At 65.1% G+C, this 21553-nt stretch carries 20 protein-coding genes, 1 tRNA gene and 1 pseudogene; 10 read left to right on the forward strand and 12 right to left on the reverse strand.

Annotated features, from left to right (window positions below; all coding sequences use genetic code 11):
• Positions 1-2: 2 nt before the first annotated feature.
• The 4 genes from AB2N08_RS22410 to AB2N08_RS22425 form a co-directional block, all read right to left on the reverse strand.
• Positions 3-76 (reverse strand) — tRNA-Met (locus AB2N08_RS22410).
• 82 nt (positions 77-158) lie between these two features.
• Positions 159-1076: a tRNA (adenosine(37)-N6)-dimethylallyltransferase MiaA gene (miaA, locus tag AB2N08_RS22415; RefSeq protein WP_367613135.1), complete on the reverse strand. Its 918-nt coding sequence runs from the start codon at positions 1074-1076 to the stop codon at positions 159-161.
• Positions 1077-1126: 50 nt separating this feature from the next.
• Positions 1127-3043: a DNA mismatch repair endonuclease MutL gene (gene mutL / locus AB2N08_RS22420; RefSeq protein ID WP_367613117.1), complete on the reverse strand. Its 1917-nt coding sequence runs from the start codon at positions 3041-3043 to the stop codon at positions 1127-1129.
• 56 nt (positions 3044-3099) lie between these two features.
• Positions 3100-4047, reverse strand: coding sequence for a peptidylprolyl isomerase (locus AB2N08_RS22425; RefSeq protein ID WP_367613118.1), 948 nt, complete (start codon positions 4045-4047; stop codon positions 3100-3102).
• A gap of 216 nt (positions 4048-4263) precedes the next feature.
• Between AB2N08_RS22425 and AB2N08_RS22430 the strand changes: the two genes are divergently transcribed.
• A complete protein-coding gene (locus tag AB2N08_RS22430) occupies positions 4264-5313 on the forward strand; it encodes a carbonic anhydrase (RefSeq protein ID WP_367613119.1) in 1050 nt (349 codons plus the stop codon).
• Positions 5314-5490: 177 nt separating this feature from the next.
• Here AB2N08_RS22430 and AB2N08_RS22435 read toward each other — a convergent pair whose 3' ends face one another.
• The 3 genes from AB2N08_RS22435 to tsaE are packed head-to-tail and all read right to left on the reverse strand — an operon-like array spanning position 5491 to position 8277.
• On the reverse strand, positions 5491-6276 hold the full coding sequence (locus tag AB2N08_RS22435; protein ID WP_367613120.1) for a D-hexose-6-phosphate mutarotase: 786 nt from the start codon (positions 6274-6276) through the stop codon (positions 5491-5493).
• Between the two features lies 1 nt (position 6277).
• Complete coding sequence (locus AB2N08_RS22440) at positions 6278-7816, reverse strand: N-acetylmuramoyl-L-alanine amidase (protein WP_367613121.1); 1539 nt, start codon at positions 7814-7816, stop codon at positions 6278-6280.
• A complete protein-coding gene (tsaE, locus tag AB2N08_RS22445; RefSeq protein ID WP_367613122.1) occupies positions 7780-8277 on the reverse strand; it encodes a tRNA (adenosine(37)-N6)-threonylcarbamoyltransferase complex ATPase subunit type 1 TsaE in 498 nt (165 codons plus the stop codon). Before tsaE ends, AB2N08_RS22440 begins: the two co-directional genes overlap by 37 nt.
• A gap of 54 nt (positions 8278-8331) precedes the next feature.
• On the opposite strand from tsaE, the gene queG reads away from it, so the two are divergent.
• Positions 8332-9429, forward strand: coding sequence for a tRNA epoxyqueuosine(34) reductase QueG (queG, locus tag AB2N08_RS22450; protein ID WP_367613123.1), 1098 nt, complete (start codon positions 8332-8334; stop codon positions 9427-9429).
• A gap of 14 nt (positions 9430-9443) precedes the next feature.
• Here the strand turns inward: queG and AB2N08_RS22455 are convergent, their stop codons facing one another.
• The 3 genes from AB2N08_RS22455 to AB2N08_RS22465 form a co-directional block, all read right to left on the reverse strand.
• Positions 9444-9824, reverse strand: coding sequence for a DUF3052 family protein (locus AB2N08_RS22455; RefSeq protein ID WP_367613124.1), 381 nt, complete (start codon positions 9822-9824; stop codon positions 9444-9446).
• Between the two features lie 149 nt (positions 9825-9973).
• On the reverse strand, positions 9974-10555 hold the full coding sequence (locus AB2N08_RS22460; protein ID WP_367613125.1) for a response regulator transcription factor: 582 nt from the start codon (positions 10553-10555) through the stop codon (positions 9974-9976).
• A 50-nt stretch (positions 10556-10605) separates the two neighbouring features.
• Complete coding sequence (locus AB2N08_RS22465) at positions 10606-12639, reverse strand: PAS domain-containing sensor histidine kinase (protein ID WP_370662445.1); 2034 nt, start codon at positions 12637-12639, stop codon at positions 10606-10608.
• Positions 12640-12795: 156 nt separating this feature from the next.
• Here AB2N08_RS22465 and AB2N08_RS22470 point away from each other — a divergent pair, with 156 nt between their 5' ends.
• The 5 genes from AB2N08_RS22470 (at position 12796) to AB2N08_RS22490 (ending at position 18255) form a co-directional block, all read left to right on the forward strand.
• Positions 12796-13782, forward strand: a complete 987-nt coding sequence (locus AB2N08_RS22470) for a TRAP transporter substrate-binding protein (RefSeq protein WP_370662446.1) — start codon at positions 12796-12798, stop codon at positions 13780-13782.
• 418 nt (positions 13783-14200) lie between these two features.
• Positions 14201-14725: a methylated-DNA--[protein]-cysteine S-methyltransferase gene (locus tag AB2N08_RS22475; protein WP_367613127.1), complete on the forward strand. Its 525-nt coding sequence runs from the start codon at positions 14201-14203 to the stop codon at positions 14723-14725.
• The gene (gene xerD / locus AB2N08_RS22480; RefSeq protein WP_367613128.1) at positions 14698-15600 is read left to right on the forward strand and encodes a site-specific tyrosine recombinase XerD; all 903 of its coding nucleotides are present in this window, start codon (positions 14698-14700) and stop codon (positions 15598-15600) included. The genes AB2N08_RS22475 and xerD overlap by 28 nt, the downstream gene beginning before the upstream one ends.
• A gap of 85 nt (positions 15601-15685) precedes the next feature.
• Positions 15686-15883 (forward strand): hypothetical protein, encoded by a 198-nt coding sequence (locus AB2N08_RS22485; protein WP_367613129.1) that lies wholly within the window; start codon positions 15686-15688, stop codon positions 15881-15883.
• Between the two features lie 272 nt (positions 15884-16155).
• The gene (locus AB2N08_RS22490; protein WP_367613130.1) at positions 16156-18255 is read left to right on the forward strand and encodes a putative bifunctional diguanylate cyclase/phosphodiesterase; all 2100 of its coding nucleotides are present in this window, start codon (positions 16156-16158) and stop codon (positions 18253-18255) included.
• A gap of 199 nt (positions 18256-18454) precedes the next feature.
• Here AB2N08_RS22490 and AB2N08_RS22495 read toward each other — a convergent pair whose 3' ends face one another.
• Positions 18455-19429, reverse strand: coding sequence for an endonuclease/exonuclease/phosphatase family protein (locus AB2N08_RS22495; RefSeq protein WP_367613131.1), 975 nt, complete (start codon positions 19427-19429; stop codon positions 18455-18457).
• A gap of 38 nt (positions 19430-19467) precedes the next feature.
• Here AB2N08_RS22495 and AB2N08_RS22500 point away from each other — a divergent pair, with 38 nt between their 5' ends.
• The 3 genes from AB2N08_RS22500 (at position 19468) to AB2N08_RS22510 (ending at position 21412) form a co-directional block, all read left to right on the forward strand.
• Complete coding sequence (locus AB2N08_RS22500) at positions 19468-19959, forward strand: aminoacyl-tRNA deacylase (RefSeq protein WP_367613132.1); 492 nt, start codon at positions 19468-19470, stop codon at positions 19957-19959.
• An 89-nt stretch (positions 19960-20048) separates the two neighbouring features.
• Positions 20049-20672, forward strand: a complete 624-nt coding sequence (plsY, locus tag AB2N08_RS22505; RefSeq protein ID WP_367613133.1) for a glycerol-3-phosphate 1-O-acyltransferase PlsY — start codon at positions 20049-20051, stop codon at positions 20670-20672.
• A gap of 89 nt (positions 20673-20761) precedes the next feature.
• Entirely contained in the window at positions 20762-21412 is a 651-nt protein-coding gene (locus tag AB2N08_RS22510) for a DsbA family oxidoreductase (protein WP_367613134.1), read from the forward strand.
• Between the two features lie 22 nt (positions 21413-21434).
• Here AB2N08_RS22510 and AB2N08_RS22515 read toward each other — a convergent pair.
• Positions 21435-21553, reverse strand: a pseudogene (locus AB2N08_RS22515) (IS110 family transposase); the annotation flags it as partial.

The following is a 21553-nucleotide window of genomic DNA, read 5'->3' on the forward strand; positions in this document are numbered from 1 at the left end:
GGTGGTGATAGGTGGACTTGAACCACCGACCCCAGCATTATGAGTGCTGTGCTCTAACCAACTGAGCTATATCACCGCAACGGCAAGTATTATCCGGCGTGAGTGGATGGCTGTCAAGATCGCCGGGGCGTGCGGGTCACAAATAGTCGCCGCGCATGTCATTTATCCAACAGTGCCAGACGGGCCAGCATCGCGCCCGCCGGGTCCGGGCCCAGGCAATCGATGACCACCCGGTCAGGCATCGCGCGCAGCCATGTGATCTGGCGCTTGGCCAGTTGGCGCGTGGCGATGATGCCCGTCTCGCGCAGCGTCGCGCGGTCGATGCGCCCATCGAGGTAATCCCAGGTCTGGCGGTAGCCCACGCAGCGGATCGACGGCAGCGTGGGGGACAGGTCGCCCCGCGCGCGCAGCCGTGCCACTTCCGCCACCAGGCCCGTGGCGTCGTCCTTGCCAAGCATCGCGTCGAAGCGCTGCGCGATGCGCTTGTGCAGCACCGCGCGGTCGTCGGTTTCGAGGCCAAACGAGACCAGCTCGAAGGGCAGCACCGGCTTGGTGCGCAGCGCCAGCAGCGCCGACATCGGCTTGCCCGTCAGCTCGATGATTTCGAGCGCGCGGTTGATGCGCTGGGCGTCGTTCGGGGCGAGGCGGTCGGCGGTGACCGGATCGAGCGCGCGCAGCTTGTCGTGCATGCCGGGCCAGCCGATGCGCGCCGCTTCGGCGTCGAGCGCGGCCCGCAATCCCATGTCGGCGGTCGGCAAATCATCCAGTCCCTCGACCAGCCCCTTGAAATACATCATCGTGCCGCCCACCAGCAGCGGCAGTGCGCCGCGCGCCGTGATCTCGGCCACCAGCCGGATGGTGTCATTCCGGAACTGCATGACCGAGTACGCGTCGAGCGGGTCGAGGATGTCGATCAGGTGATGCGGCGCGGCCGCCAGTTCGCCCGGCGTGGGCTTGGCGGTGCCGATGTCCATGCCGCGATAGACCAGGGCCGAGTCGACCGAGATGATTTCGACGGGGCGCGTGTGCGCGATGCGCAGGGCGGCGGCGGTCTTGCCGGACGCGGTCGGGCCCATGATCGCCACGGCCAGCGGTTTGCGTGCTGCAGATATCAATACATCACTCATCACTGACCGCGCAAGAACAGTTTGTCGAGCGCCGAGATCTCGAGCTGGACCCAGGTCGGGCGGCCGTGGTTGCACTGGTCGGCGCGTTCGGTGCTTTCCATCTGGCGCAGCAGCGCGTTCATCTCGGGCGTGCTCAGGATGCGGTTGGCGCGCACTGCGGTGTGGCAGGCCAGGGTGCCCAGCAGCTCGTTGCGCCGCTCGATCAGCACGCGCGAGCCGCCGAATTCGCGCACGTCGCGCAGCACGTCGCGCGCCAGCGTTTGCGCGTCAGCGTTCTTGAGCAGCGTCGGCACGCTGCGCACCGCCAGCGTCGTCGGCGACAGCGCCGCGATGTCGAAGCCCAGCGTTTTCAACGTGTCCGCATGTTCGTGTACGGTGGCGACTTCCATCGCGTCGGCGTAGAACGTCACCGGGATCAACAGCGCCTGCACCTGCATTTCCTGGCCCTGCGCCTGGGCGTCCAGCGCATTCTTGATCTGCTCGTACAGGATGCGCTCGTGCGCCGCGTGCATGTCGACCAGCACCAGGCCGCGCGTGTTCTGCGCCAGGATGTAGATGCCGTGCAGCTGGGCCAGCGCAAAGCCGAGCGGGAAGTCGTCGTTCGACAGCGGCTTGTCGGCCGCTGACATGGGCACGGGCACCGCGGCCGTACTGGTCGCATCGCTGGCGAACAGCGCGCCATAGGATTCGAGGCGCTGCGCCACGCCGCCGCCGGTGGCCGCATCGTCCCAGCGGCTGCCCGGTGCATACGGCGACGGCGAGAAGGTTGGCGTCAGTTGCGCGCCGAACGACGTCTGTTCGTGCGGGCGTTGCTGGGGCATTGAGGGCGATTGCGACAGCTGCCATAGCGGCGTGCCGCTCGGGCGCACCTCGGCCGCCGTCATCGGGCCCGGCACGCTGCCGTGCGCGGTGGCCGACGTCTGCGCCAGCGTGCGCTGCACCGCGTGGAACACGAACTGGTGCACCGCGCGGCTGTCGCGAAAGCGCACCTCGGTCTTCGCCGGGTGCACGTTGACGTCCACCAGCGCCGGGTCGAGGTCGAGCGAGAGCACGTAGGCCGGGAAGCGGTCGCCGTGCAGCACGTCCTGGTAGGCCGCCTTCACCGCATGCACCAGCACCTTGTCGCGCACGAAGCGCCCGTTCACGTAGAAGAACTGGCCATCGGCGCGCGCTTTGGAGGCCGTCGGCAGGCCGACGTAGCCGTGCAGGTGCAGCGGGCCGGCCGACTCGTCCAGCGCCAGGCGCGCTTCGGCGAAATCGCTCCCGAGGATGTGGGCGCTGCGCTTGGCGGCCTCGCTCACGTTCCAGTGGTCGATCGTGCGGCCATTGTGCGAGAGACTGAACGCCACGTCGGGACGCGACAGCGCAATGCGGCGCACGACTTCGGCGCAGTGGGCATATTCGGTCTGCTCGGACTTGAGGAACTTGCGCCGCGCGGGCGTATTGAAATACAGGTCTTGCACGTCGATCGTGGTGCCGCAGGCCCCCGACGAGGGCGCCACCACGCCCTCGTGCGAGCCGACGATCTCGAACGCGTGCGCGGCATCAGGCGTGCGCGACGTCACGCGCACCGAGGCCACCGACGCGATGGAAGCCAGCGCCTCGCCGCGAAAGCCCAGCGTGCCCACGTGTTCCAGGTCGCTCAGCGACGCGATCTTCGACGTGGCGTGGCGCGACAGGGCGAGGGGCAGCTGCTCGGGCGCGATGCCGCGCCCGTTGTCGGTGATGGCGATGCGTTTGACGCCGCCTTCTTCCAGGCGGATGGTGATCGTGGTCGAGCCGGCGTCGAGCGCGTTCTCGAGCAGCTCCTTGACGACGGCCGAGGGCCGCTCGACCACTTCGCCGGCGGCGATCTGCGAAATGAGCTGGTCGGGAAGCTGCAGGATGGGACGATTGGTCGGGGCAGGGGCGTTCATCCGCAGATTATAGCCCGCCCTAAAAGACCCCGATCAACCTCGGCTGGAATCGGTCCTTACTGTCCCTGCTCGCGCACGGGAATCGGCACATTGCACAGATCGATCGCGCCGGCGGCGACCTTGCTCCACGGCCCGCCGCGATTGCGCTGGGCTTCGATCACGCCCTGGAACGCGGCGCTGTCCGAGCGCAGCACTTCGAGCTTGCTGCGCTCGGCCGGCGGCACGTCCGCGGCCATGCGCACAGTGGCGATCGGCGTGCGCTGTTCTGCTTTCTCGTAAAAGCCCGCGGCGCCCGTCCCGCGCGGCATGACGGTCAGCAGCGGCATGCCCGCCACGATGCGGCCCACGACCGTGATGTTGCGGTCCAGGTGGCGCGGCGCGTGGCCGATCACGGTGTACAACTGCGAGCCGCTGCCGGTGTCGGCGCCATCATCGCGCGCCACGCCGACCATCGCGTAGCAGTGCGGCAACCAGGTCTGTCTGGTGGCCGGGTTGCGCGCGACCGGAAAGCCATCGACGTGGCCGACCTGCGGCGCGTAGACGTCGCGCTCTTTCAGGCGCGTGAACGGATCGCTGCTGGCATATGGCACGGTGAATTCGGCGGCCACGGTCTTGGCGGCCTTGAAGGGGCGCGGGGTGTCTTCATCCGGGTCGCCCCACTGCACGACGAAGCCATCCTGCGCGCGCATCACCGACAAACCGTCGAAGTAGCGCTCGCGTACCAGCGCGCGGATGTTGGCGACCGTGTTCGGCGCAAAGCGCGGCGCCAGTTCGATCACGACCCGGCCGGTGGGCAGTTCGATGTACATCGTGTTCTCGGGATCGAGCGCGCGCCACTCGGCCGGCCTGGACGCCTTGACGACGTCGGCCACCGTCAGCCTGGGCAGCAGTTCCTTGCCGGCCTTCGCTGGCGCGGCGTGGGCACTGGACAGCGTGAGCAGCGCGCACAGCGCTGCGCCGACGGTTGCATGGATCGTGCTGGTGTTCGATGACGCTGCGTGCATCTGCTCCCCTTGTCGCGGCGCTGCCGCTGATGTTTGTGTAACGACAATTGTAATCGAGGGAAGAGCAGCTGATGCAAGGATGGTAAGAGGTGTTGTTGCCCAGGCTAGCAAACCGGTTAATCCGAACATTTAATGGCTTGATGTTGCTGCAGCGCACTCAAGTTACCGACGCCGAGTCCGATAAGACTACAGAGAATCAAACTATCCGAAAATCACATGCGCAACCTGATCGCAGTATGTACCCTGAGCCTGGTCACCGCTCTGGCACATGCGAACGAACCGACACCGAAGACCACCAAGCCTGCGGCCGAGACCGCAAAGCCTGCGATCGCGTCCATCCGCCCGAACCTCAAGCCGGCCACTGCCGCGCCCGTCGTTCCTGCTGCCGCTGCGGCTGCCCCGGCGAAATCGGAAGAAGACGCCGAAGTCGACCTGTCGGTACGCATCGCCGAGAAGCTTGCCGAGCTGCGTGCCAAGCAGGCCCTGCGCGCCGAACAGGCGGCGCGCGCGCGCAAGGTCGCCGACGCACGGCGCAAGAAGGAAGCCGCACTGGCCGCGGCCGTGGTCGTCGAAGCGGCCAAGCCGAAGAACGGCACGCACTGGAGTTATGAAGGCGAATTCGGCCCCGAGAATTGGTCCAGGATCAACACCGCCTGGGCGGCCTGCAACACGGGCAATCGCCAGTCCCCGATCGACCTGCGCGACGGCATCAAGGTCAACCTCGAGCAGATCACCGTCGACTATCAGCCGAGCTCGTTCAACGAGATCGACAATGGCCACACGGTGCAAGTCAATGTCGCGGGCGGGAACTTTTTGACAGTGGGCGGCATGACCTACGAGCTGCAGCAGTTCCACTTCCACCGTCCGGGCGAAGAGCGCATCAACGGCAGGGGCACCGAGATGGTGGTGCACATGGTGCACAAGAGCTATGACAACAAGATCGCCGTGCTGGCGGTGCTGCTCGAGCGTGGCGACGCCAATCCGATGATCCAGACCGTGTGGAACAACCTGCCGCTGGAAAAGCTCACGACCGTCACGCCCTCGATCGTGCTGGACGTGAACGAGATCCTGCCGGCGCGGCGCGACTACTTCACGTATATGGGTTCGCTGAGCGAGCCGCCCTGTACCGAGAACGTGCTGTGGATCGTGATGAAACAGCCGATGACGGCCTCGCCGCAGCAGATGGCGCTGTTCTCGCGGCTGTACCCCTACAATGCGCGGCCGGTGCAGCCGAGCAATGGGCGGATGATCAAGGAATCGATGTAGTGGAAGATCGTGGGATTGTTCGCTTCAAAACCGTCGTTCCCGCGCAGGCGGGAACCTAAGTTCGACGCAAGTCACTTCGGCCGAGCATACCGGTAACTCAAGCTGACTTGGGTTCCCGCCTCCGCGGGAACGACGTGCTGTAGCAGCAGTTCAGCTAACCCATGCTGAAGCAGCAGGTCAGCTGACCCGATACCGGCCTTCCCAGACCGCGCCGGGCGCCAAGCTTACCGGCGCCAGCTGCGCCGGCTCGATGCACACGAAGCGCTGGTATTCGTCGTCTTCCATATCCGCCAGCGCCGCCGTATCGACGGCGCCCGGATTCCACACCACCGCATCGGAAAAACCTTCCTGCTCGAGCGTCAGCACGCGCGCCCAGGTGCCGAGAAAGATCGTGTTGTCCACCTGTTCGTACACCACGTCGAGCTTGTCCGCGATCGACAGCGTGCCGGCGTCTAACCCTTCGATGCGCACGTCGGCCAGGTGCGGCACGAGGTGGTAGGTGTGCAGCGCCGCCGCGAACGGAAACGCCGCGTCACCTGAATTACTTACATTCAGCGCCATGATCAGTTCATTGGCCCGCACCGCCACGCGCAGCTGCAGCGCGAACCGGTGCGGCCACACGCTCGCCAGCGCCGGCGGCAGGTCGGCCTCGTTCAGGCCGAACACCGCCCACGCCGCGCCATCCTCGACGCCGCTGTCTTCCAGGCGCCACGTGCTGACGCGCGCAAAGCCATGCCGCATTCCGGCGCCCCGTTCGGCAAATTGCGGAAAGATTACCGGTACGCCGCCACGAATCGCGCGGCTGCCGTCGAGCGCCGAGCGGCTGCTTAAAAACAAGCGCTCGCCACCGTCGGCGCCATGCCACGACACCAGGTGCGCGCCGTACAGCGTGACGACGGCGGTAGCGCCGTCGGGCGCCGTGATGCGGATCGCGGGCAGCTGCCCGAAGGTGATGTGTTCCATGTCAGGTCTGGCGGCTCTTGGCCATAGGCGGGTTGTCGGCGAAATAGCGGCGAATACCGTTGGTGATCGCGCTGGCCAGTTGATCCTGGTAGTCGTTGTCGTTCAGGCGCGCTTCTTCTTGCGGGTTCGAGATGAACGCCGTTTCGACCAGGATCGATGGAATGTCCGGCGCCTTGAGCACGGCGAAGCCGGCCTGCTCGACCGACGCCTTGTGGAGCCGGTTGATGCCGCCGATTTCCTTGAGCACGGCCTTGCCGAGCTTGAGGCTGTCGGTGATCTGGGCGGTGGTCGACAGGTCGAACAGCACGCTGGCGAGCTGCTTGTCGGCGCTGCCGCCGGCCAGGTTGACGCCGCCGACCAGGTCGGCCCGGTTCTGGTCATTGGCCAGCCAGCGCGCCGCGCTGGAACTGGCGCCTTTTTCGGACAGCACGAACACGGACGAGCCGCGTGCGGTCGGCGAGACCCAGGCATCGGCGTGGATCGACACGAACAGGTCGGCCTGCACCTTGCGCGCCTTTTGCACCCGGGTGTTCAGCGGCACGAAGAAGTCGCCGTCGCGGGTGAGCATCACGCGCGTGTTGGGCAGTTGTTCGAGCTTGGCCTTGAGACGCTTGGCCACTTCGAGCACGATGTCTTTCTCGCGGCTGCCGCGCGCACCGATCGCGCCCGGGTCTTCGCCGCCATGGCCCGGGTCGAGCGCGATGGTGACCATGCGCGCCACTTTCTGGGCTGGCCGTGCGCCGGCCTTGCCGGGCGTCGGTTGCACCGGCTGGGGCGGCGGCGTGCCTTGCAGGCCCGACATCTCGGCTTCGAGCTTGGCAATCGCGTCCGGCGCGGCGTTCGGCTGGGTGCGCGGCGCGGCCGGCGCCGGCATCGGGATCTGCACCGGCGGCGTGGCGGCGACGATGGCGCCTGCTGCAGCCCCGATGGCGCCGGACGGCGGCAGCACCGTGGCCGGCATGGTCGCGCCCGGCGGGCCGGAGACCGGATCGCCCAGCGCCGGCGTGCCTTCGGCCACGGTCCTGGTCGGGCCGGTGCTCCATTCGCCGCTTTCGATCATCGCCGCGATCGGGTCGACCGGCGTGACCGGATACAGGTCGAAGATCAGGCGGTGCTGGTAGCCGGCCACGGGGGCGAGCGTAAACACCTGCGGCTTGACCTCGGCCTTCAGGTCGAACACCAGGCGCACCACGTTCGGCCGGTTCTGGCCCACGCGCACCTGCTTGATATACGGGTCGTTAGGCTCGATCTTGGCCACCAGGCTTTTCAGCGTGGCGTTCAGGCCCAGGCCGTCGATGTCGACGACGAGGCGCGGCGGATCGGGAATCAGGAAGTGCTCGGTCTTGAGATCGGTGTCGTTTTCCAGCGTGACACGGGTGTATTCGGGCGCGGGCCAGACCCGTACCGCCAGGATCTGTTTGGCGCTGGCGGGCAGCGCGACGACGGACAGCAGCAGCGTGCCGCCGGCCTTGAGCATGACGCGGCGGCGAACGGAGGTGGCGCTCAAGGGGGCGGGGGAAACGCGAGACGATCGAGGCATAGCAGGCCTAATTCAGACAACGCTTGCAATTCTACAGCACGACCGTTTCCGCTGACGCTCAGCAGTAAACGGATATCCGGCGGTGGCAATACCGGCTCGCCTTTTTCGGGCCACTCGACGATGCAGACATTGTGGCCGTCGAAATCTTCGCGAAATCCGGCGTCCAGGAATTCTTCCGGACTCGACATGCGATACAGGTCATAGTGGATCACGCTCAGCGGATTGGCGTCAAGCATCACGTTGTAGGGCTCCGACAGCGTATAGGTCGGGCTTTTCACCGTGCCCGTATGGCCCAGCGCGCGCAGCAGGGCGCGGGTGAGCGCGGTCTTGCCGGCGCCGAGATCGCCGTGCAGATAGATGACGAGGCCGGGCGCAAGTGCGCGCGCAAGGGCGGCGCCCAGTGCGTCAGTGGCCGACTCGTCCGGCAAATAGTGTTGCAAGTGCGCTTTGAAGGGCTGCATGGAATAAAATAGCGTGTTGTGCTGCGTTGTGATCTTGTCGCGTTCCCACCTGGTATGTCCATTTCCCCAACACCATCCGTCGACTTGCCCGAGCTTGCGCGCGCCATCAAGGGGTGGGGCGCGGGGCTGGGCTTTGCCGACGTGCGCATCGCCGATGTCGACCTGGGGCACCTGGAGGCGGGCCTGCAAGCCTGGCTGGACGCGGGGTACCACGGTGAGATGGATTATATGGCAACCCACGGCATGAAGCGTGCGCGGCCAGCCGAACTCGTCCCCGGCACCGTGCGCGCGATCGTGGTGCGGATGGACTACCTGCCGGCTTCGCGTGAAGGCGACTGGCGCGCCCAGGAACGGCTGCGCCAGGCCGATCCGAACGCGGCTGTCGTGTCGGTGTACGCCCGGGGCCGCGACTATCACAAGGTGCTGCGCAACCGCCTGCAGGCATTGGCCGCAAAGATCCAGGGCGAGATCGGTCCGTTCGGCTTTCGCGTGTTCACCGATTCGGCGCCCGTGATGGAATTGCCGCTGGCCGAAAAAGCCGGCCTGGGCTGGCGCGGCAAGCACACATTGCTGCTGTCGCGCGCGGCCGGCTCGACCTTTTTCATCGGCGAGATCCTGATCGACCTGCCGCTGCCGGTCGACCCACCCACCGGCAAGCACTGCGGCGCCTGCACCGCCTGCATCGACCTGTGCCCGACCGGCGCCATCCTCGGGCCGGGCAAGCTCGATGCGAGGCGCTGCATCTCGTACCTGACCATTGAGCTGAAAAGCAGTATTCCGGAGGAGCTGCGCCCGCTGATCGGCAACCGCATCTATGGCTGCGACGATTGCCAGGTGGCGTGCCCGTGGAACAAGTTCGCGCAGCGGGCGCAGGTGCCGGATTTCGATGAGCGCAATGGCCTGGGGGACGGCGACCTGGTGGGGCTGTTCGGGTGGGAAGAAGAAGAATTCAACCGGCGCATGGAAGGCAGTCCGATCCGGCGCATCGGGCACGAGCGCTGGTTGCGTAATCTGGCGGTGGGGCTGGGCAATGCGGCCGAGACATTGCGCGGCGATGCCGCCATCGTCGCCGCATTGCAGGCGCGGGCAGGGCATCCGTCCGGGCTGGTGCGCGAGCATGTGGCGTGGGCCCTGGCGCGCCACGGCGCCTAGACCCATTCAACTACTTATACTTCGATGCGTTTCAAGCGTAGGCCCGACCAATCCCCATCGATCGAAATCATCGCCACGCCAGTGATGCCGTTTTCCTTGGCATAGGCATTGATCGAATCGCGATTGATATCGGTCGCCTTCGACGCCGTCTGCTTGAGGTAAGCAATCCAGAGCGAGCCTTTGTCGCCCAGCTTTTGCCTGGCGATCGGCAGGTAGTGTTCGAGGTCCTTGCGACCCATGCAGAACATCAGGACGACGTCGAATGGCCCGTCACCATCATTGACGATCTCGGCAGGCATCTGCGCCGTGACGTTCGGATTGACCTGGCCGTTGAGCACCAGCATCGATTTGGCCGTGCGTAAAAACATCTTGTCTGCAACTGTCTTTTCGTTCATGAGCGTTTCCTGAAAGAGAGTGTGCATCGCGGCGCCCAGGCCGCGGCGCGTTCAAAGATTATTTTACAAGGCTTGCCGCAGATAGCAGAGACCCTTGACGCGCGGAAAATCAGGGGACGTGCGGCAGCGACGCGAGCGCGCCGCCAGTATTACTTGAGCAAGCCGGCCAGTTCCACCGCCGTCTTGACCTGCATCTTGTCGAAGATATGGGCCCGGTGCACCTCGACCGTGCGCATGCTGATGCCGAGTTTGTCGGCCACGACCTTGTTCATCATGCCGGCCAGGATCAGATCGAGCACTTCGCGCTCGCGCGCCGACAAGGTCGCCAGCCGCGCCTGCACCGCAGCCGACGTGGCCGCCTTGCGCGAAGCGGCCAGCGCTTCTTCCACGCGGTCCATCAAGACATTGTCGTTGAACGGTTTCTCGAAAAAATCGAAGGCGCCGCGCTTGAGCGAATCGACCGCCATCGGCACCTCGCCGTGGCCGGTCAGGAAAATCACCGGCAGGCGTGGCAGCAGCCCGCGGCCGATCAACTGGTCGAATACGGCGATGCCGTTCATGCCAGGCATGCGCACGTCGAGCAGTACACAGTCGCCGTTGCCGTCGAGGTCCTTGAGGACATCGAGGAATTCCTGGCCGCCGGGATAGCTGCGCGCGTTGAGGCCGCGCGATTGCGCCAGCCAGGCGAGCGAATCGCGTATGACTTCTTCGTCGTCGACGATGTGCAGCATGTGGGTCTCCGTGATGTTGGCAGTGACGGCGAGTGCGCCGTAGCGCGATTTTAGCCGACCGCCCGGCTGGCCGCCTGCGCCGGCAGCGAAAACGTGAACACGGTGCCGCCGGGTGGATGCGGCGCGTGGCTCAAGGTGCCGCCGTGAAACTCAATCGCGGTGCGGCAAATCGACAACCCCATGCCCATGCCTTCGGCCTTGGTCGAATAGAACGGCGAGAACAGCCGCTCGGCCACTTCGGGCGAAATGCCGTGGCCGCGGTCGATCACCGACACCGCCACCTGGCCATCGACGTGCGCCGCCTCGATGCGCAGCACGCGCTGGTCTTGCACAGTGTCTTGCATGGCCTGGATGCCATTGCGCGTGAGATTGAGCAGCACTTGCTCGAGCAGCACGCGGTCGGCCAGCACTGGCGGCAAGCCCGGCGGCAAGTGCACGCGCAGCGCCACGCCGGCCTGACGCGCCTGCAGTTCGATCAGCGCATGCACGCTGGCGATCACGCTGCGGATCGTCAGTTCCTGGCGCAGGGGTTCGCGCTTTTTGACGAACTCGTGCACGCTGCGGATGATGTGGCCGGCGCGCTGGGCTTGCTGGCGCGCCTGTTCCAGCGCGTGGCGCAGCATGCCCGGCTTGACTTCCTGGCCGGCGCCGGCGGCGCGGTCGAGCATATTGAGCGCGCCAACGGTGTAGCTCGAGATGGCGGCCAGTGGCTGGTTCAGCTCATGCGCCAGCATCGACGACAGTTCGCCCATCGTGGCCAGACGTGCGCTCGCCTGCAGCTTTTCTTCTTGCTGGCGGTTGAGTTCTTCGACGCGCTTGCGATCGGTGATATCGAGCACCGAACTCATCCAGCCGGTATGGCGCCCGTCGACGTCGACCAGCGGCGACTCGAACACCAGCACCGGCACCCGCACCTCGTCCGGGCGCTGGAACACGGTCTCGAATTGCGGCGTGACCTTGCCCGACAGGATGCCCTGGAAGCGGTCTTCGTATTCGGCCATCGCTTCCGGCGCCCAGTACGCCATCGGCGGTTTTTTGCCGATCAATTCTTCTTGCGGCAGGCCGACGATCTGGCAAAAGGCCCGGTTCACATACGTTACACGTCCTTCGAGGTCGCGCGCGCGCAGGCCCGTGATCAGCGAGTTTTCCATGGCCGTGCGAAACGCCATCTGCTGGCGCAATGCGGCCTCGGCCGCCAGCGTGCGCGAGATGTGGCGCCACAGCGCGGCCAGGCTCATCAACAGACCCAGCGCCAGCACGATCACCGAGCCGACCAGCAGATTCGGCAGCAGTTGCGGCGCGCGCTTGACGCTGTTGGTCGACAGCACCAGTTGCGCACCGGGCAGGTCGAGTTCGCGCTGGTGCGTGTACACGTTGCGGCCCGGGCCGCCCGACGCGCGCCGCGCTACCGGCAGCTCGTTGCGGTCGAGCAGGGCCAGTGCGTTGTCTTGCGCGAACCACCACGGCACCGTTTCGTCGAGCAGCACTTGCAGGCTATAGGTTGCCACCAGGCTGCCGGCGAACTGGCCGCCGCGAAACAGTGGCAGGTAGTAGTCGATCACGCCGTGCGTCGTCGCCGTCGCACCGTACGGCTCGCTGTAGCGTCCGCGCCGGATCGAGCGCGCCATCTCGCCGGCCAGCACCGTGGTGGGCGGCAGGCCGGCGGCGGGCAGGTCGCTGCCGTGGATGGCTTGCATGGCGCCATCGGCATCGCTCCAGACCACGCGCACCAGTTCCGGCCCATTGGTAAACATTTGCCGGAAGCGCGCCGTCAGCTTGGCTGGGGGCAATGGCGCGACGACGAGGTCGGCGCCAAGGGCGGCCAGTGCTTCTTCGCTGCGCGCCAGCTCGAAGCGCAGCGTTTGCTCGACCCACAGCGTATCGGCGATCAATTGCTCTTGCCGCTCATTGCTTTCCATCTGGCGCGCCTGCCATGGCAGCCAGATCAGCACGGCAAGAAACAGCAAGACCAGCAGGATCGGCACCATCCAGCGCAGGAAGCGCCAGCCACGCGAGCGGGCGCGCGGCTCGGGCTCGGCATCCAGGTCTGGCGCCAAGCTGGGCTGGATGAACGGAAATTTCATGCAAGGTCCTGTTTTGGTTAAACTGTCGAGCGCATTGTGGAATCCCACGATAGCGGGCGTGCACGCCGCAGGCCAGACTCACGCAGTCGGGCAACGCGGCATTCGCCAGTGTAACGTTTCATCAGGAAGAGTCGAACCGTCATGCAGATCAAACCCCTGGCCGTGCGCGCGCTGTGCGCTGCGCTGGCCGCAGCCGCCAGTATCAGTGCCCGGGCAGAAGGGCCGATCGTGATCAAGTTCAGTCACGTGGTGGCGCCGGATACGCCCAAGGGCCGCGCCGCCGAGCGTTTCAAGGCGCTGGCCGAGCAGATGACGCGCGGCCAGGTCAGGGTGGAAGTGTATCCGAACAGCCAGTTGTACAAGGACCGCGAGGAACTCGAGGCGTTGCAACTGGGCGCCGTACAGATGCTGGCGCCGTCGCTGGCCAAGTTCTCGCCGCTGGGCGTGCGTGAATTCGAAGCGTTCGACTTGCCGTATATCTTTCCGGACAAGGCGGCGCTGTACAAGGTGACGGAAGGGCGTATTGGGCGTGAACTATTGCGCAAGCTCGAGCCGAAAGGCATTACCGGCCTGGCCTTCTGGGACAACGGTTTCAAGATCATGTCGGCCAACCAGCCCCTGATTGCACCAAAGGATTTCGAGGGCGTGCGCATGCGCATCCAGGCCTCGAAAGTGCTTGATGCGCAGATGCGCGCGCTGGGTGCCCAGCCGATGGTGCTGGCATTTTCCGAAGCCGCGCCAGCGCTGCGCGATGGCGTGGTGGAAGGCACCGAGAACACGCCCTCGAATATGTACACCCAGCGCATGCACGAGACGCAAAAGCACCTGACCATGTCGAACCACGGTTACCTCGGTTACGCCGTCATCGTCAACAAGAAATTCTGGGACGGTTTGCCAGCCGCGACCCGCACTATCCTGACGCGGGCGATGCGCGACGCCACCGCGTATGAAAAACAGATCGCGCAGCGCGCCAACGACGAGTCGATCGAAAAAATCCGGCAGGCCGGCACGACCGTGATTCACACGCTCAATCCGGCGCAGCAGGCCGAATGGCGCCGTGCCATGCAGCCGGTGTACGGACAGATGGAAAGTCGCATTGGCAAGGAAACGGTGCGTGCTATCCTGCGCGAGGTCGAACGTTGAGCACACGCACCCAGGCAGCAAGCGCATTTTGTTTATAAGTAAAACAATTTTGTGATTTTGTGACTGAAAAGATACGACTTTTATAAGCACATGCGTTATCATGGCGCTCATACGCACTGAAGTGGTGCGGGCAAGTCCAGGAACATGCAGTACAAGTTTTTGGGGGGAGCATTGATAAAAGAACGGTACTCGTACCGGAGAACATTCGAGGAGACACCACGTTTTACAGAAGTCGTTGGCACAGCCAAACGACCGGAGACGTGACCCGAATTGGAGCGCACCTGATGGTGCGCTTTTTTTTCGCCTGTTTTTCATTTCCAAAGGCTAAACGACTGGCCGCGCACTCCCTGCGACGAGTAAGATGCCGGGGTGCCTGCCAGCGGGATGTTCCCCTTGCCGCGCCCCCTCGACCGCCGCCATGAAGCCAGACCGTGCCACCCAGTTGTTCAACGCCATCGTCGCGGCGCCCTTCGGCGCGCTGGGCATCCGCACGGATGCGGACACGGTGCGCGAGCTGGTCTACCTGCCGCCATCGTTCGCCGCAAAAAGCGCCGACAGCGCGCTCGCCGAGCAGGCTGCGCAGCAAGTCACGCAGTATCTGCAGGATGCCGACTTCGTGTTCGACCTGCCGCTGGCCGAGGCCGGCACTGACTTCCAGCGCAAGGTCTGGCAAGAAATCCGCGCCATCCCGCGCGGCGCCGTGCGCACCTACGGGCACGTGGCGCGCGTGATCGGCTCGGCCCCGCGCGCCGTCGGCCAGGCCTGCGGCGCCAACTGGTTCCCGCTCGTGATTCCCTGTCACCGCGTCACGGCCACCGGCGGCCTGGGGGGCTTTGCGAACCAGGACGACGAAAACGGTTTTCACCTGTCGGTCAAACGCTGGTTGCTGCGCCACGAAGGCGCCACTGCAAGTCCATGGCAGCAGCAGTCGATCTGGCCCTGATCGACGAGTTCTGCGACACGCTCTGGCTCGAACAGGGCCTGGCGAAGAACTCGCTCGACGCCTACCGGCGCGACATGCGCCTGTTCGCCACCTGGCTGCACGAGCGGCGCCCGGAACGTGACCTGCTGGCCGTCGGCGCGGACGACCTGGCGGCCTACTTTGCCGAACGCCACCCCGAGTCGCGCCCGAGCACGGCCAACCGCCGCCTGTCGGTGCTCAAGCGCTTCTATGGATTGGCGCTGCGCCGCAACCGGATCGCGGTCGACCCATGCCTGAAGATGGCGTCGGCGCGCCAACCGACGCGCTTCGTGCACACCGTGAACGAAAGCCAGGTCGAGGCGCTGCTCGCGGCGCCGGACGTATCCACGCCGCTGGGCCTGCGCGAACGCACGATGCTCGAGCTGATGTATGCCAGCGGCTTGCGGGTGTCGGAACTGGTGGCCCTGAAACTGGTCGAAGTGAGTCTGAACGATGGCGTGCTGCGGGTGACGGGCAAGGGCAGCAAGACGCGCCTGGTGCCGTTCGGCGAAGAAGCGCGGCGCTGGATCGAGCGTTACCTGAAGGATGCGCGCGGCATCATCCTCAATGGCCAGATCGACGACGCGCTGTTCGTGACGGGGCGCGGTGGGCCGATGACGCGCCAGATGTTCTGGATCCTGATCAAGAAGCACGCGAAGAAGGCCGGGATCACGGGGCCGCTCTCGCCGCACACGCTGCGCCACGCGTTTGCCACCCACCTGCTCAACCATGGCGCCGACCTGCGCGTGGTGCAACTGCTGCTGGGCCACGCCGATATCTCGACCACCCAGATTTATACCCATGTGGCGCGCGAGCGACTCAAGCGCCTGCATGCCCAGCATCATCCCCGCGGTTAGCTTTAAGCCAAGCCGGGATCGGCGCCGTAGTCCATAATGGCCGGTCAGGACGGTATCCCTATCGCTCCATCATATCGAGGTGACTATGGCACGGAATAATTTTCAATACGAAAAACGGCAACGGGAACTCGACAAGAAGCGCAAGGCCGACGACAAGGCCAAGCGCAAGCTCGAACCAAAGAATGACGTCGATGCCGATGGCAACGTCATCGCGCAAGACAGCGACAGCGATCGTACCAGCGAAGAGCCGGCGCCAGCGGCCCTGCCTGCCAGCCCTGCCTGAGGGCGTCGGTGAACTAACGGCAGCATTTACGGTCTGAGCCATCTGAATGCGACAAGCTGTCAGCTGGCTGCCCGACCTGGCGGCAGGGTGCGATTGCCGTCCTGCCATCCCGCCGTTTCGCTGCCCCGCAAACGAAGCGCGTCCCGCAGCATGGCCATGTCAGGCTTGTCTTCCTGATGACTGTCAGTGCCAAAGCGAAAGGCGCCGCTGTGAGCGATCCATTGTCAGAGTCGTCCGGCCAGTCCTTTGCCAGGCCTGCGGAGCCGGAAGGGATGCCAGCCGGTGCTGACATGCCGAGCCCGGCCCAGCCACCGGGCGATGGCTCCGGGAGCGGTGCGCAAGCCTTTGGCTGGCTCTACCATTTCGTGACGGCCCTCGAGCTGGCGCCGGCGGTCGCCGTGCACTCGATGGATCGCGCCGGCACCATCCGCTTCTGGAACCACGCCAGCGAAGAGCTGTACGGCATCCCCTCCACCGAGGCGGTTGGCCGGGCGTTTCGCGACATGGTGTGCCACCTCGACCGCCAGCCCGAATTCGAAGACGCCATCGCCGCCATCTGGCGCACCGGCCAGGCGCCCCCGGCACGCGACTGGCAGGTGCAATCGACGGCGGGCCGCCGCCACTGGGTGTACTCCTGCCACTATCCCGTCAAGCACGACAATGTGATGCAAGAAGTGTTCTGCATGGAAGTCGACATCACGGCGCGCAAAGAGGCCGAAACCAATCTCGAACAAGCCGCGCAAGTGTTCCAGAACGCGCGCGACGCCATCATCATGATGGATGCCGAGTACCGCGTGCGCGCCGTCAATGTCGCCTTCACCAGCATCACCGGCCACGCCCCCGAGCACATCCTCGGCCATTCCCTGGCCAGCCTGGGCTGGGATGCCGACGACGGCTTCTATGAGCGCATCTGGGCCGAGCTCGAGGGCTCCGACCACTGGGAAGGCGAACTGGCCAGCGCGCGCAGCAACGGCCAGCGCTACCCGGTGCGCGTCACGCTCACGGCCATCCGCGATGCGCACGGCGATGTGTCGAGCTATATGGCGATGCTGTCCGATATCAGCGAGCGCAAGCGCGTCGAAGAGCGGGTGCGCCACCAGGCCGAACACGATGCGCTCACTGGTCTGCCCAACCGTATCCTGTTCCTGGACCGCCTGCACCAGGCGCTGGCCACCTGGCGCCGGCAGCACGACCGCTGCGCCGTCATGTTCCTCGACCTCGACAAATTCAAGGCCATCAACGACACCCACGGCCACCAGGCCGGCGACATCGTGCTGCGCGAAGTGGCAGTGCGCCTGCGCGCCTGCGTGCGCCAGGTCGACAGCATCAGCCGGCTGGGCGGCGACGAGTTCGTCGTCCTGCTGTCCGACATCAAGGGCGCCGACCAGGCTGCGCACGTCGCCTCCGCCGTCACGCAAGCCGTGGCGCGGCCGATCGACGTCGGCGGACAAGAAGTGACGCTGTCGACCTCGATCGGCATCGCGCTGTGTCCCGACGACGGCTGTGAAGTCGAAACCCTGCTGCACCACGCCGACGTGGCGATGTACCACGCCAAGCAGAACGGGCGCGATACCTTCCGCTTCTTCAGCCCCGCCATGAACGCCCACGTGATCGAGCGCGTCGATCTTGAAAACCGCCTGCGCCAGGCGATCGATGGCCGTGAATTCATGCTGCAATACCAGCCCGCCATCGAAGTGGCGACCGGGCGCGTGACGTCGGTCGAGGCGCTGCTGCGCTGGCGCCACCCCGAACGCGGACTGTTGCTGCCGCACGAATTCCTGCCGGTCGCCGAAGCGTCCGGGCTGATCGTCCCGATCGGCGAATGGGTGCTGCGCGCAGCGTGCCGGCGGGCACGCGCGTGGCGCAATGCCGGGTTTCCCGTCACGGTGGCGGTGAACCTGTCCGACGTCCAGCTGGGGCACGACGGCTTGTTGCCGGCGATTGACGCCGCGCTGAAAAGCGCTGGCCTGCCGCCGGATGCGCTCGAACTCGAGATCGCCGAAGACGCGCTGATCCGGGGCGAGCCGGCGTTCGGCGACACGGCGCAGGCGCTGCGTGCGCGCGGCGTGCAGCTGAGCGTCGACCGCTTCGGTACGGGGCTGTCGAGCCTGGAAGCGCTGCGGCGTTTTCCACTCACCAAACTGAAAATCGACCGCAGCTATGTGGGCGATGTCGGGCACGATCCGGTGGATGCGGCGATGGTGACGGCGATCATTGCGGTGGCGCGCAGCCTGCAGCTACGGGTGGTGGGGGAGGGCGTGGAAACAGCGGAGCAGCTTGAATTCTTGCGCCAGCATGGGTGCGACGATTACCAGGGGTTTTATGCCAGCGCGGCCAGTACGCGGCCGGACCTGACGACGCATATGGCGTGAAGAGCGGGCGGGCGGGGTGTACACCGCCGACCCAAGCCCGTCGTTCCCGCGCAGGCGGGAACCCAGGTTTGCCGGCATCTTGATTAGTTTGAAGCAGTCGGCGACGCTACCAACTTGGCTTCCAGCCTCCGCTGGAACGACGTTTTTAAGCTAACGAAGAACGTGAACTGACGTAACGGGTAGGCGAAATTCTGCTCCATCACCCCATCTCTTCCACCACCGCCACCTGCTGCCCGAACAAGCGAATCCTGGCCAGTACCTGCCCATGATCCGACGCCTCCGGCAACGCCAGGTTCAGGTGATCGTTCAGATACACGACATCGATCACTTCCCCGATCGCCTCCGGCAGCGCCGGATTGAATTCGGGCGACACCAGGATATGGTCGATCGTCGAATGGCGCGTGTCGTGCAGGATTGAAAACCCCACATGGCGCTGGTGATCGAGCCGGCGCTGCACCTGGCTGGCGTCGTACAGGCGCTCGTCGACCGGCGTGCCCGCACCCAGCACGATCTCGGTGGTCACCGAGTCGGCCACGTCGTTGAAGTCTCCGAGCACGATGCGCGGGCGGCGGTTGGCGTGCGCCATGTCGGTCAGCAGCACGCGCAGCGCCGTGGCCTCGGTGCCGCGCCGGATCAGCGAGCGCAGGCAGGCCAGCGCGTACAAGTGCGGGTCGGCTCCGCTGTCGCTCGAGCGGTAATCGGGCCGGCGCGATTTCAGGTGCACCACGACCACATCGATTACCACGCCCGACGGCGCGATCACGCCCGCATGCAGCGGGGCACGCGTGAAGCGGTCGGGGTCGCGGCTGCCGGGCGGCATCGTGACATTGTCCGGAAACTTGCCCAGCGCCGAGCCAGGCTCGGCCAGCGGCAGGCGCGAGACCAGGGCCACGCTGGGCGTCAGGCGCACCGCGCTGGGGTCAGGATCGAAGCCGATATGGTGCGCCTCGCGATAGCGCCGCGTGCGCCGCAAGACTTCCGCGAGCACGCTCTGCGAGAAAATTTCTTGGAAGCCGATCACGTCGGCATTGATCAGGTCGAGCTGGTGCGCCGTCCAGTTGAGTTTGGCTTCGTATTCGTCGGCCGTGGTGGGCGCGAGATTGTCGTACAAGCGTGCACCAGGCGGTGCCAGATTGAAAGTGTTGAAGGTGGCAAACCGAAGTTCTTCCTGCATAATAGAAATCCCTATTGTTCGTCTTTAGCGTAACACGCATGGCCAAGAAAGAGCACGTCTCCGAGACGCCCGCCACCCAATTCCTGCGCAAGCATGGCGTCGCATTTTCCGAGCATCCTTATGCGTACCAGGAGCATGGCGGTACTGCGGTCTCGTCCAGCGCGCTTGGCGTGGCGGAGCATGACGTGGTCAAGACCCTGGTCATGCAGGACGAAGCAGCCAAGCCATTGATCGTGCTGATGCACGGCGATTGCAAGGTGTCGACCAAAAACCTGGCCCGCGCCATCCCCTGCAAGTCGGTCGAACCATGCAAGCCGGATGTCGCCCAGCGTCATTCAGGGTATCTGGTTGGTGGAACTTCGCCGTTCGGGATCCGCAAGGCGATGCCGGTGTATGTCGAAGAAGGCATCCTGCAGCTTGAAAAAATCTATATCAACGGCGGGCGGCGCGGTTACCTGGTCGGCATCGATCCGCGCGTGCTGGTCGATGTGCTGGGAGCGCGGCCGGTGGCATGCGCCCTTGCCGAGTAGCTTCGCCGCATGCTTCCGATGGTGTATATTCACGCACCAATTTCCGGTAGAGAAATGAACCTGATACCGGCGCCCACGAAAGAGACACGATGAACACCCTGATTGCCACCATTGCCGCTTACCTGCTCGGTTCGATTTCCTTTGCGGTCGTGATGAGCCGCGCATTCGGCCTGTCCGATCCGCGCACGTATGGCTCGAAGAACCCCGGCGCCACCAATGTGCTGCGCAGCGGCAGCAAGAAGGCCGCCATTGCCACCCTGGTCGGCGATGCCGCCAAAGGCTGGCTGGCCGTGTGGCTGGCGGTGCGCTACGGCTACGGCTACGGGCTGGACGAGACCGGCATTGCGCTGGTGGCCATTGCCGTATTCCTCGGTCACCTGTGGCCGGTGTTCTTCCGCTTTGTCGGTGGCAAGGGCGTGGCCACCGCGCTCGGCGTGCTGCTCGGCATCAATCCATGGCTGGGTCTGGCGACGCTGGCGACCTGGATGATCGTCGCGTATGCCTTCCGCTACTCGTCACTGGCGGCATTGGTGGCGTCGGTGTTCGCGCCGTTCTATTACGGCCTGCTGTTCGGCGTCGACCCGATCCTGTTCGCCGTGTTCGCGATGAGCGCACTGCTGGTGTGGCGTCACAGCGGCAATATCGGCAACCTGATCGCAGGCAAGGAATCCAAGATCGGCAGCAAGTCGGCGGCGGCCAAGAAAGCAAAATAGGGCGCCGTGCGCGGGATTTTTACCCAGGCGTTACCATAGTCGGCAATAGCGGCGCACTCGCGCCGCGCCGGACAGAAAGGTGGTACGCCGTGACCAAGCAACTCAGGATTGATTTCGTGTCGGACGTCTCGTGCCCATGGTGCGCAGTCGGTCTCAAATCGCTCGAACAGGCATTGTTGAAGGTCGGTGACGAGGTGCGGGTCGACCTGCATTTCCAGCCGTTTGAACTCAATCCGAACATGCCGCCGGAAGGCCAGGACATCGTCGAGCACGTCACTGAAAAATACGGTGCGTCCCTCGAGCAGCAGGCCGCCAGCCGCGAGATGATCCGCGAGCGCGGCGCTGCGGTGGGCTTCACGTTCGACATGGAGCGGCGCGGCCGCATCTACAACACGTTCGACGCGCACCGCTTGCTGTCGTGGGCCGAACAAGAGGGCCGGCAACGCCAACTGAAGGTCGCGCTGCTCGAAGCCTATTTCACGCGCTGCGAAGACCCGAGCAACCACGAGGTGCTGCTGCGCGCTGTCGAGAGCGTGGGCCTGGAACGTGAAACGGCAGCGCATATCCTGGCGTCGAACGAGTATGCCGACGAGGTGCGCGAGCGCGAACAATTCTTCCTGCAAGCCGGCATCAAGTCGGTACCGGCCGTCATCATCAATCAGAAGCACCTGATTTCAGGCGGCCAGTTGCCGGAAGTATTCGAGCGCGCGCTGCGCGAGATTCCGGGCCTGGAAGCGTAGATACCGTCTCCCCTGTCAAGCCCTAAGGCGCAAATTTTGGGTCATAGGGCTTGCCAGAATGGATCACGCCGAAGCATAGGTGTGCCAGTTTGCGCATGGCAGCACCAATCACAGCCATCTTGGATTTGCCTTTAGCAAGCA

This window comes from Massilia aurea (genome assembly GCF_040790145.1).
Lineage (GTDB): Bacteria > Pseudomonadota > Gammaproteobacteria > Burkholderiales > Burkholderiaceae_D > Telluria > Telluria aurea_C.

What these genes read in the sequence shown, in the direction of transcription:
- miaA (WP_367613135.1), bottom strand. Translation starts at nt 1,076, where the DNA reads ATGGGCCCGACCGCGTCCGGCAAGACCGCCGCCGCCCTGCGCATCGCG.
- mutL (WP_367613117.1), bottom strand. Translation starts at nt 3,043, where the DNA reads ATGAACGCCCCTGCCCCGACCAATCGTCCCATCCTGCAGCTTCCCGAC.
- AB2N08_RS22425 (WP_367613118.1), bottom strand. Translation starts at nt 4,047, where the DNA reads ATGCACGCAGCGTCATCGAACACCAGCACGATCCATGCAACCGTCGGC.
- AB2N08_RS22430 (WP_367613119.1), top strand. Translation starts at nt 4,264, where the DNA reads ATGCGCAACCTGATCGCAGTATGTACCCTGAGCCTGGTCACCGCTCTG.
- AB2N08_RS22435 (WP_367613120.1), bottom strand. Translation starts at nt 6,276, where the DNA reads ATGGAACACATCACCTTCGGGCAGCTGCCCGCGATCCGCATCACGGCG.
- AB2N08_RS22440 (WP_367613121.1), bottom strand. Translation starts at nt 7,816, where the DNA reads ATGCCTCGATCGTCTCGCGTTTCCCCCGCCCCCTTGAGCGCCACCTCC.
- tsaE (WP_367613122.1), bottom strand. Translation starts at nt 8,277, where the DNA reads ATGCAGCCCTTCAAAGCGCACTTGCAACACTATTTGCCGGACGAGTCG.
- queG (WP_367613123.1), top strand. Translation starts at nt 8,332, where the DNA reads ATGTCCATTTCCCCAACACCATCCGTCGACTTGCCCGAGCTTGCGCGC.
- AB2N08_RS22455 (WP_367613124.1), bottom strand. Translation starts at nt 9,824, where the DNA reads ATGAACGAAAAGACAGTTGCAGACAAGATGTTTTTACGCACGGCCAAA.
- AB2N08_RS22460 (WP_367613125.1), bottom strand. Translation starts at nt 10,555, where the DNA reads ATGCTGCACATCGTCGACGACGAAGAAGTCATACGCGATTCGCTCGCC.
- AB2N08_RS22465 (WP_370662445.1), bottom strand. Translation starts at nt 12,639, where the DNA reads ATGAAATTTCCGTTCATCCAGCCCAGCTTGGCGCCAGACCTGGATGCC.
- AB2N08_RS22475 (WP_367613127.1), top strand. Translation starts at nt 14,201, where the DNA reads ATGAAGCCAGACCGTGCCACCCAGTTGTTCAACGCCATCGTCGCGGCG.
- xerD (WP_367613128.1), top strand. Translation starts at nt 14,698, where the DNA reads ATGGCAGCAGCAGTCGATCTGGCCCTGATCGACGAGTTCTGCGACACG.
- AB2N08_RS22485 (WP_367613129.1), top strand. Translation starts at nt 15,686, where the DNA reads ATGGCACGGAATAATTTTCAATACGAAAAACGGCAACGGGAACTCGAC.
- AB2N08_RS22490 (WP_367613130.1), top strand. Translation starts at nt 16,156, where the DNA reads ATGCCAGCCGGTGCTGACATGCCGAGCCCGGCCCAGCCACCGGGCGAT.
- AB2N08_RS22495 (WP_367613131.1), bottom strand. Translation starts at nt 19,429, where the DNA reads ATGCAGGAAGAACTTCGGTTTGCCACCTTCAACACTTTCAATCTGGCA.
- AB2N08_RS22500 (WP_367613132.1), top strand. Translation starts at nt 19,468, where the DNA reads ATGGCCAAGAAAGAGCACGTCTCCGAGACGCCCGCCACCCAATTCCTG.
- plsY (WP_367613133.1), top strand. Translation starts at nt 20,049, where the DNA reads ATGAACACCCTGATTGCCACCATTGCCGCTTACCTGCTCGGTTCGATT.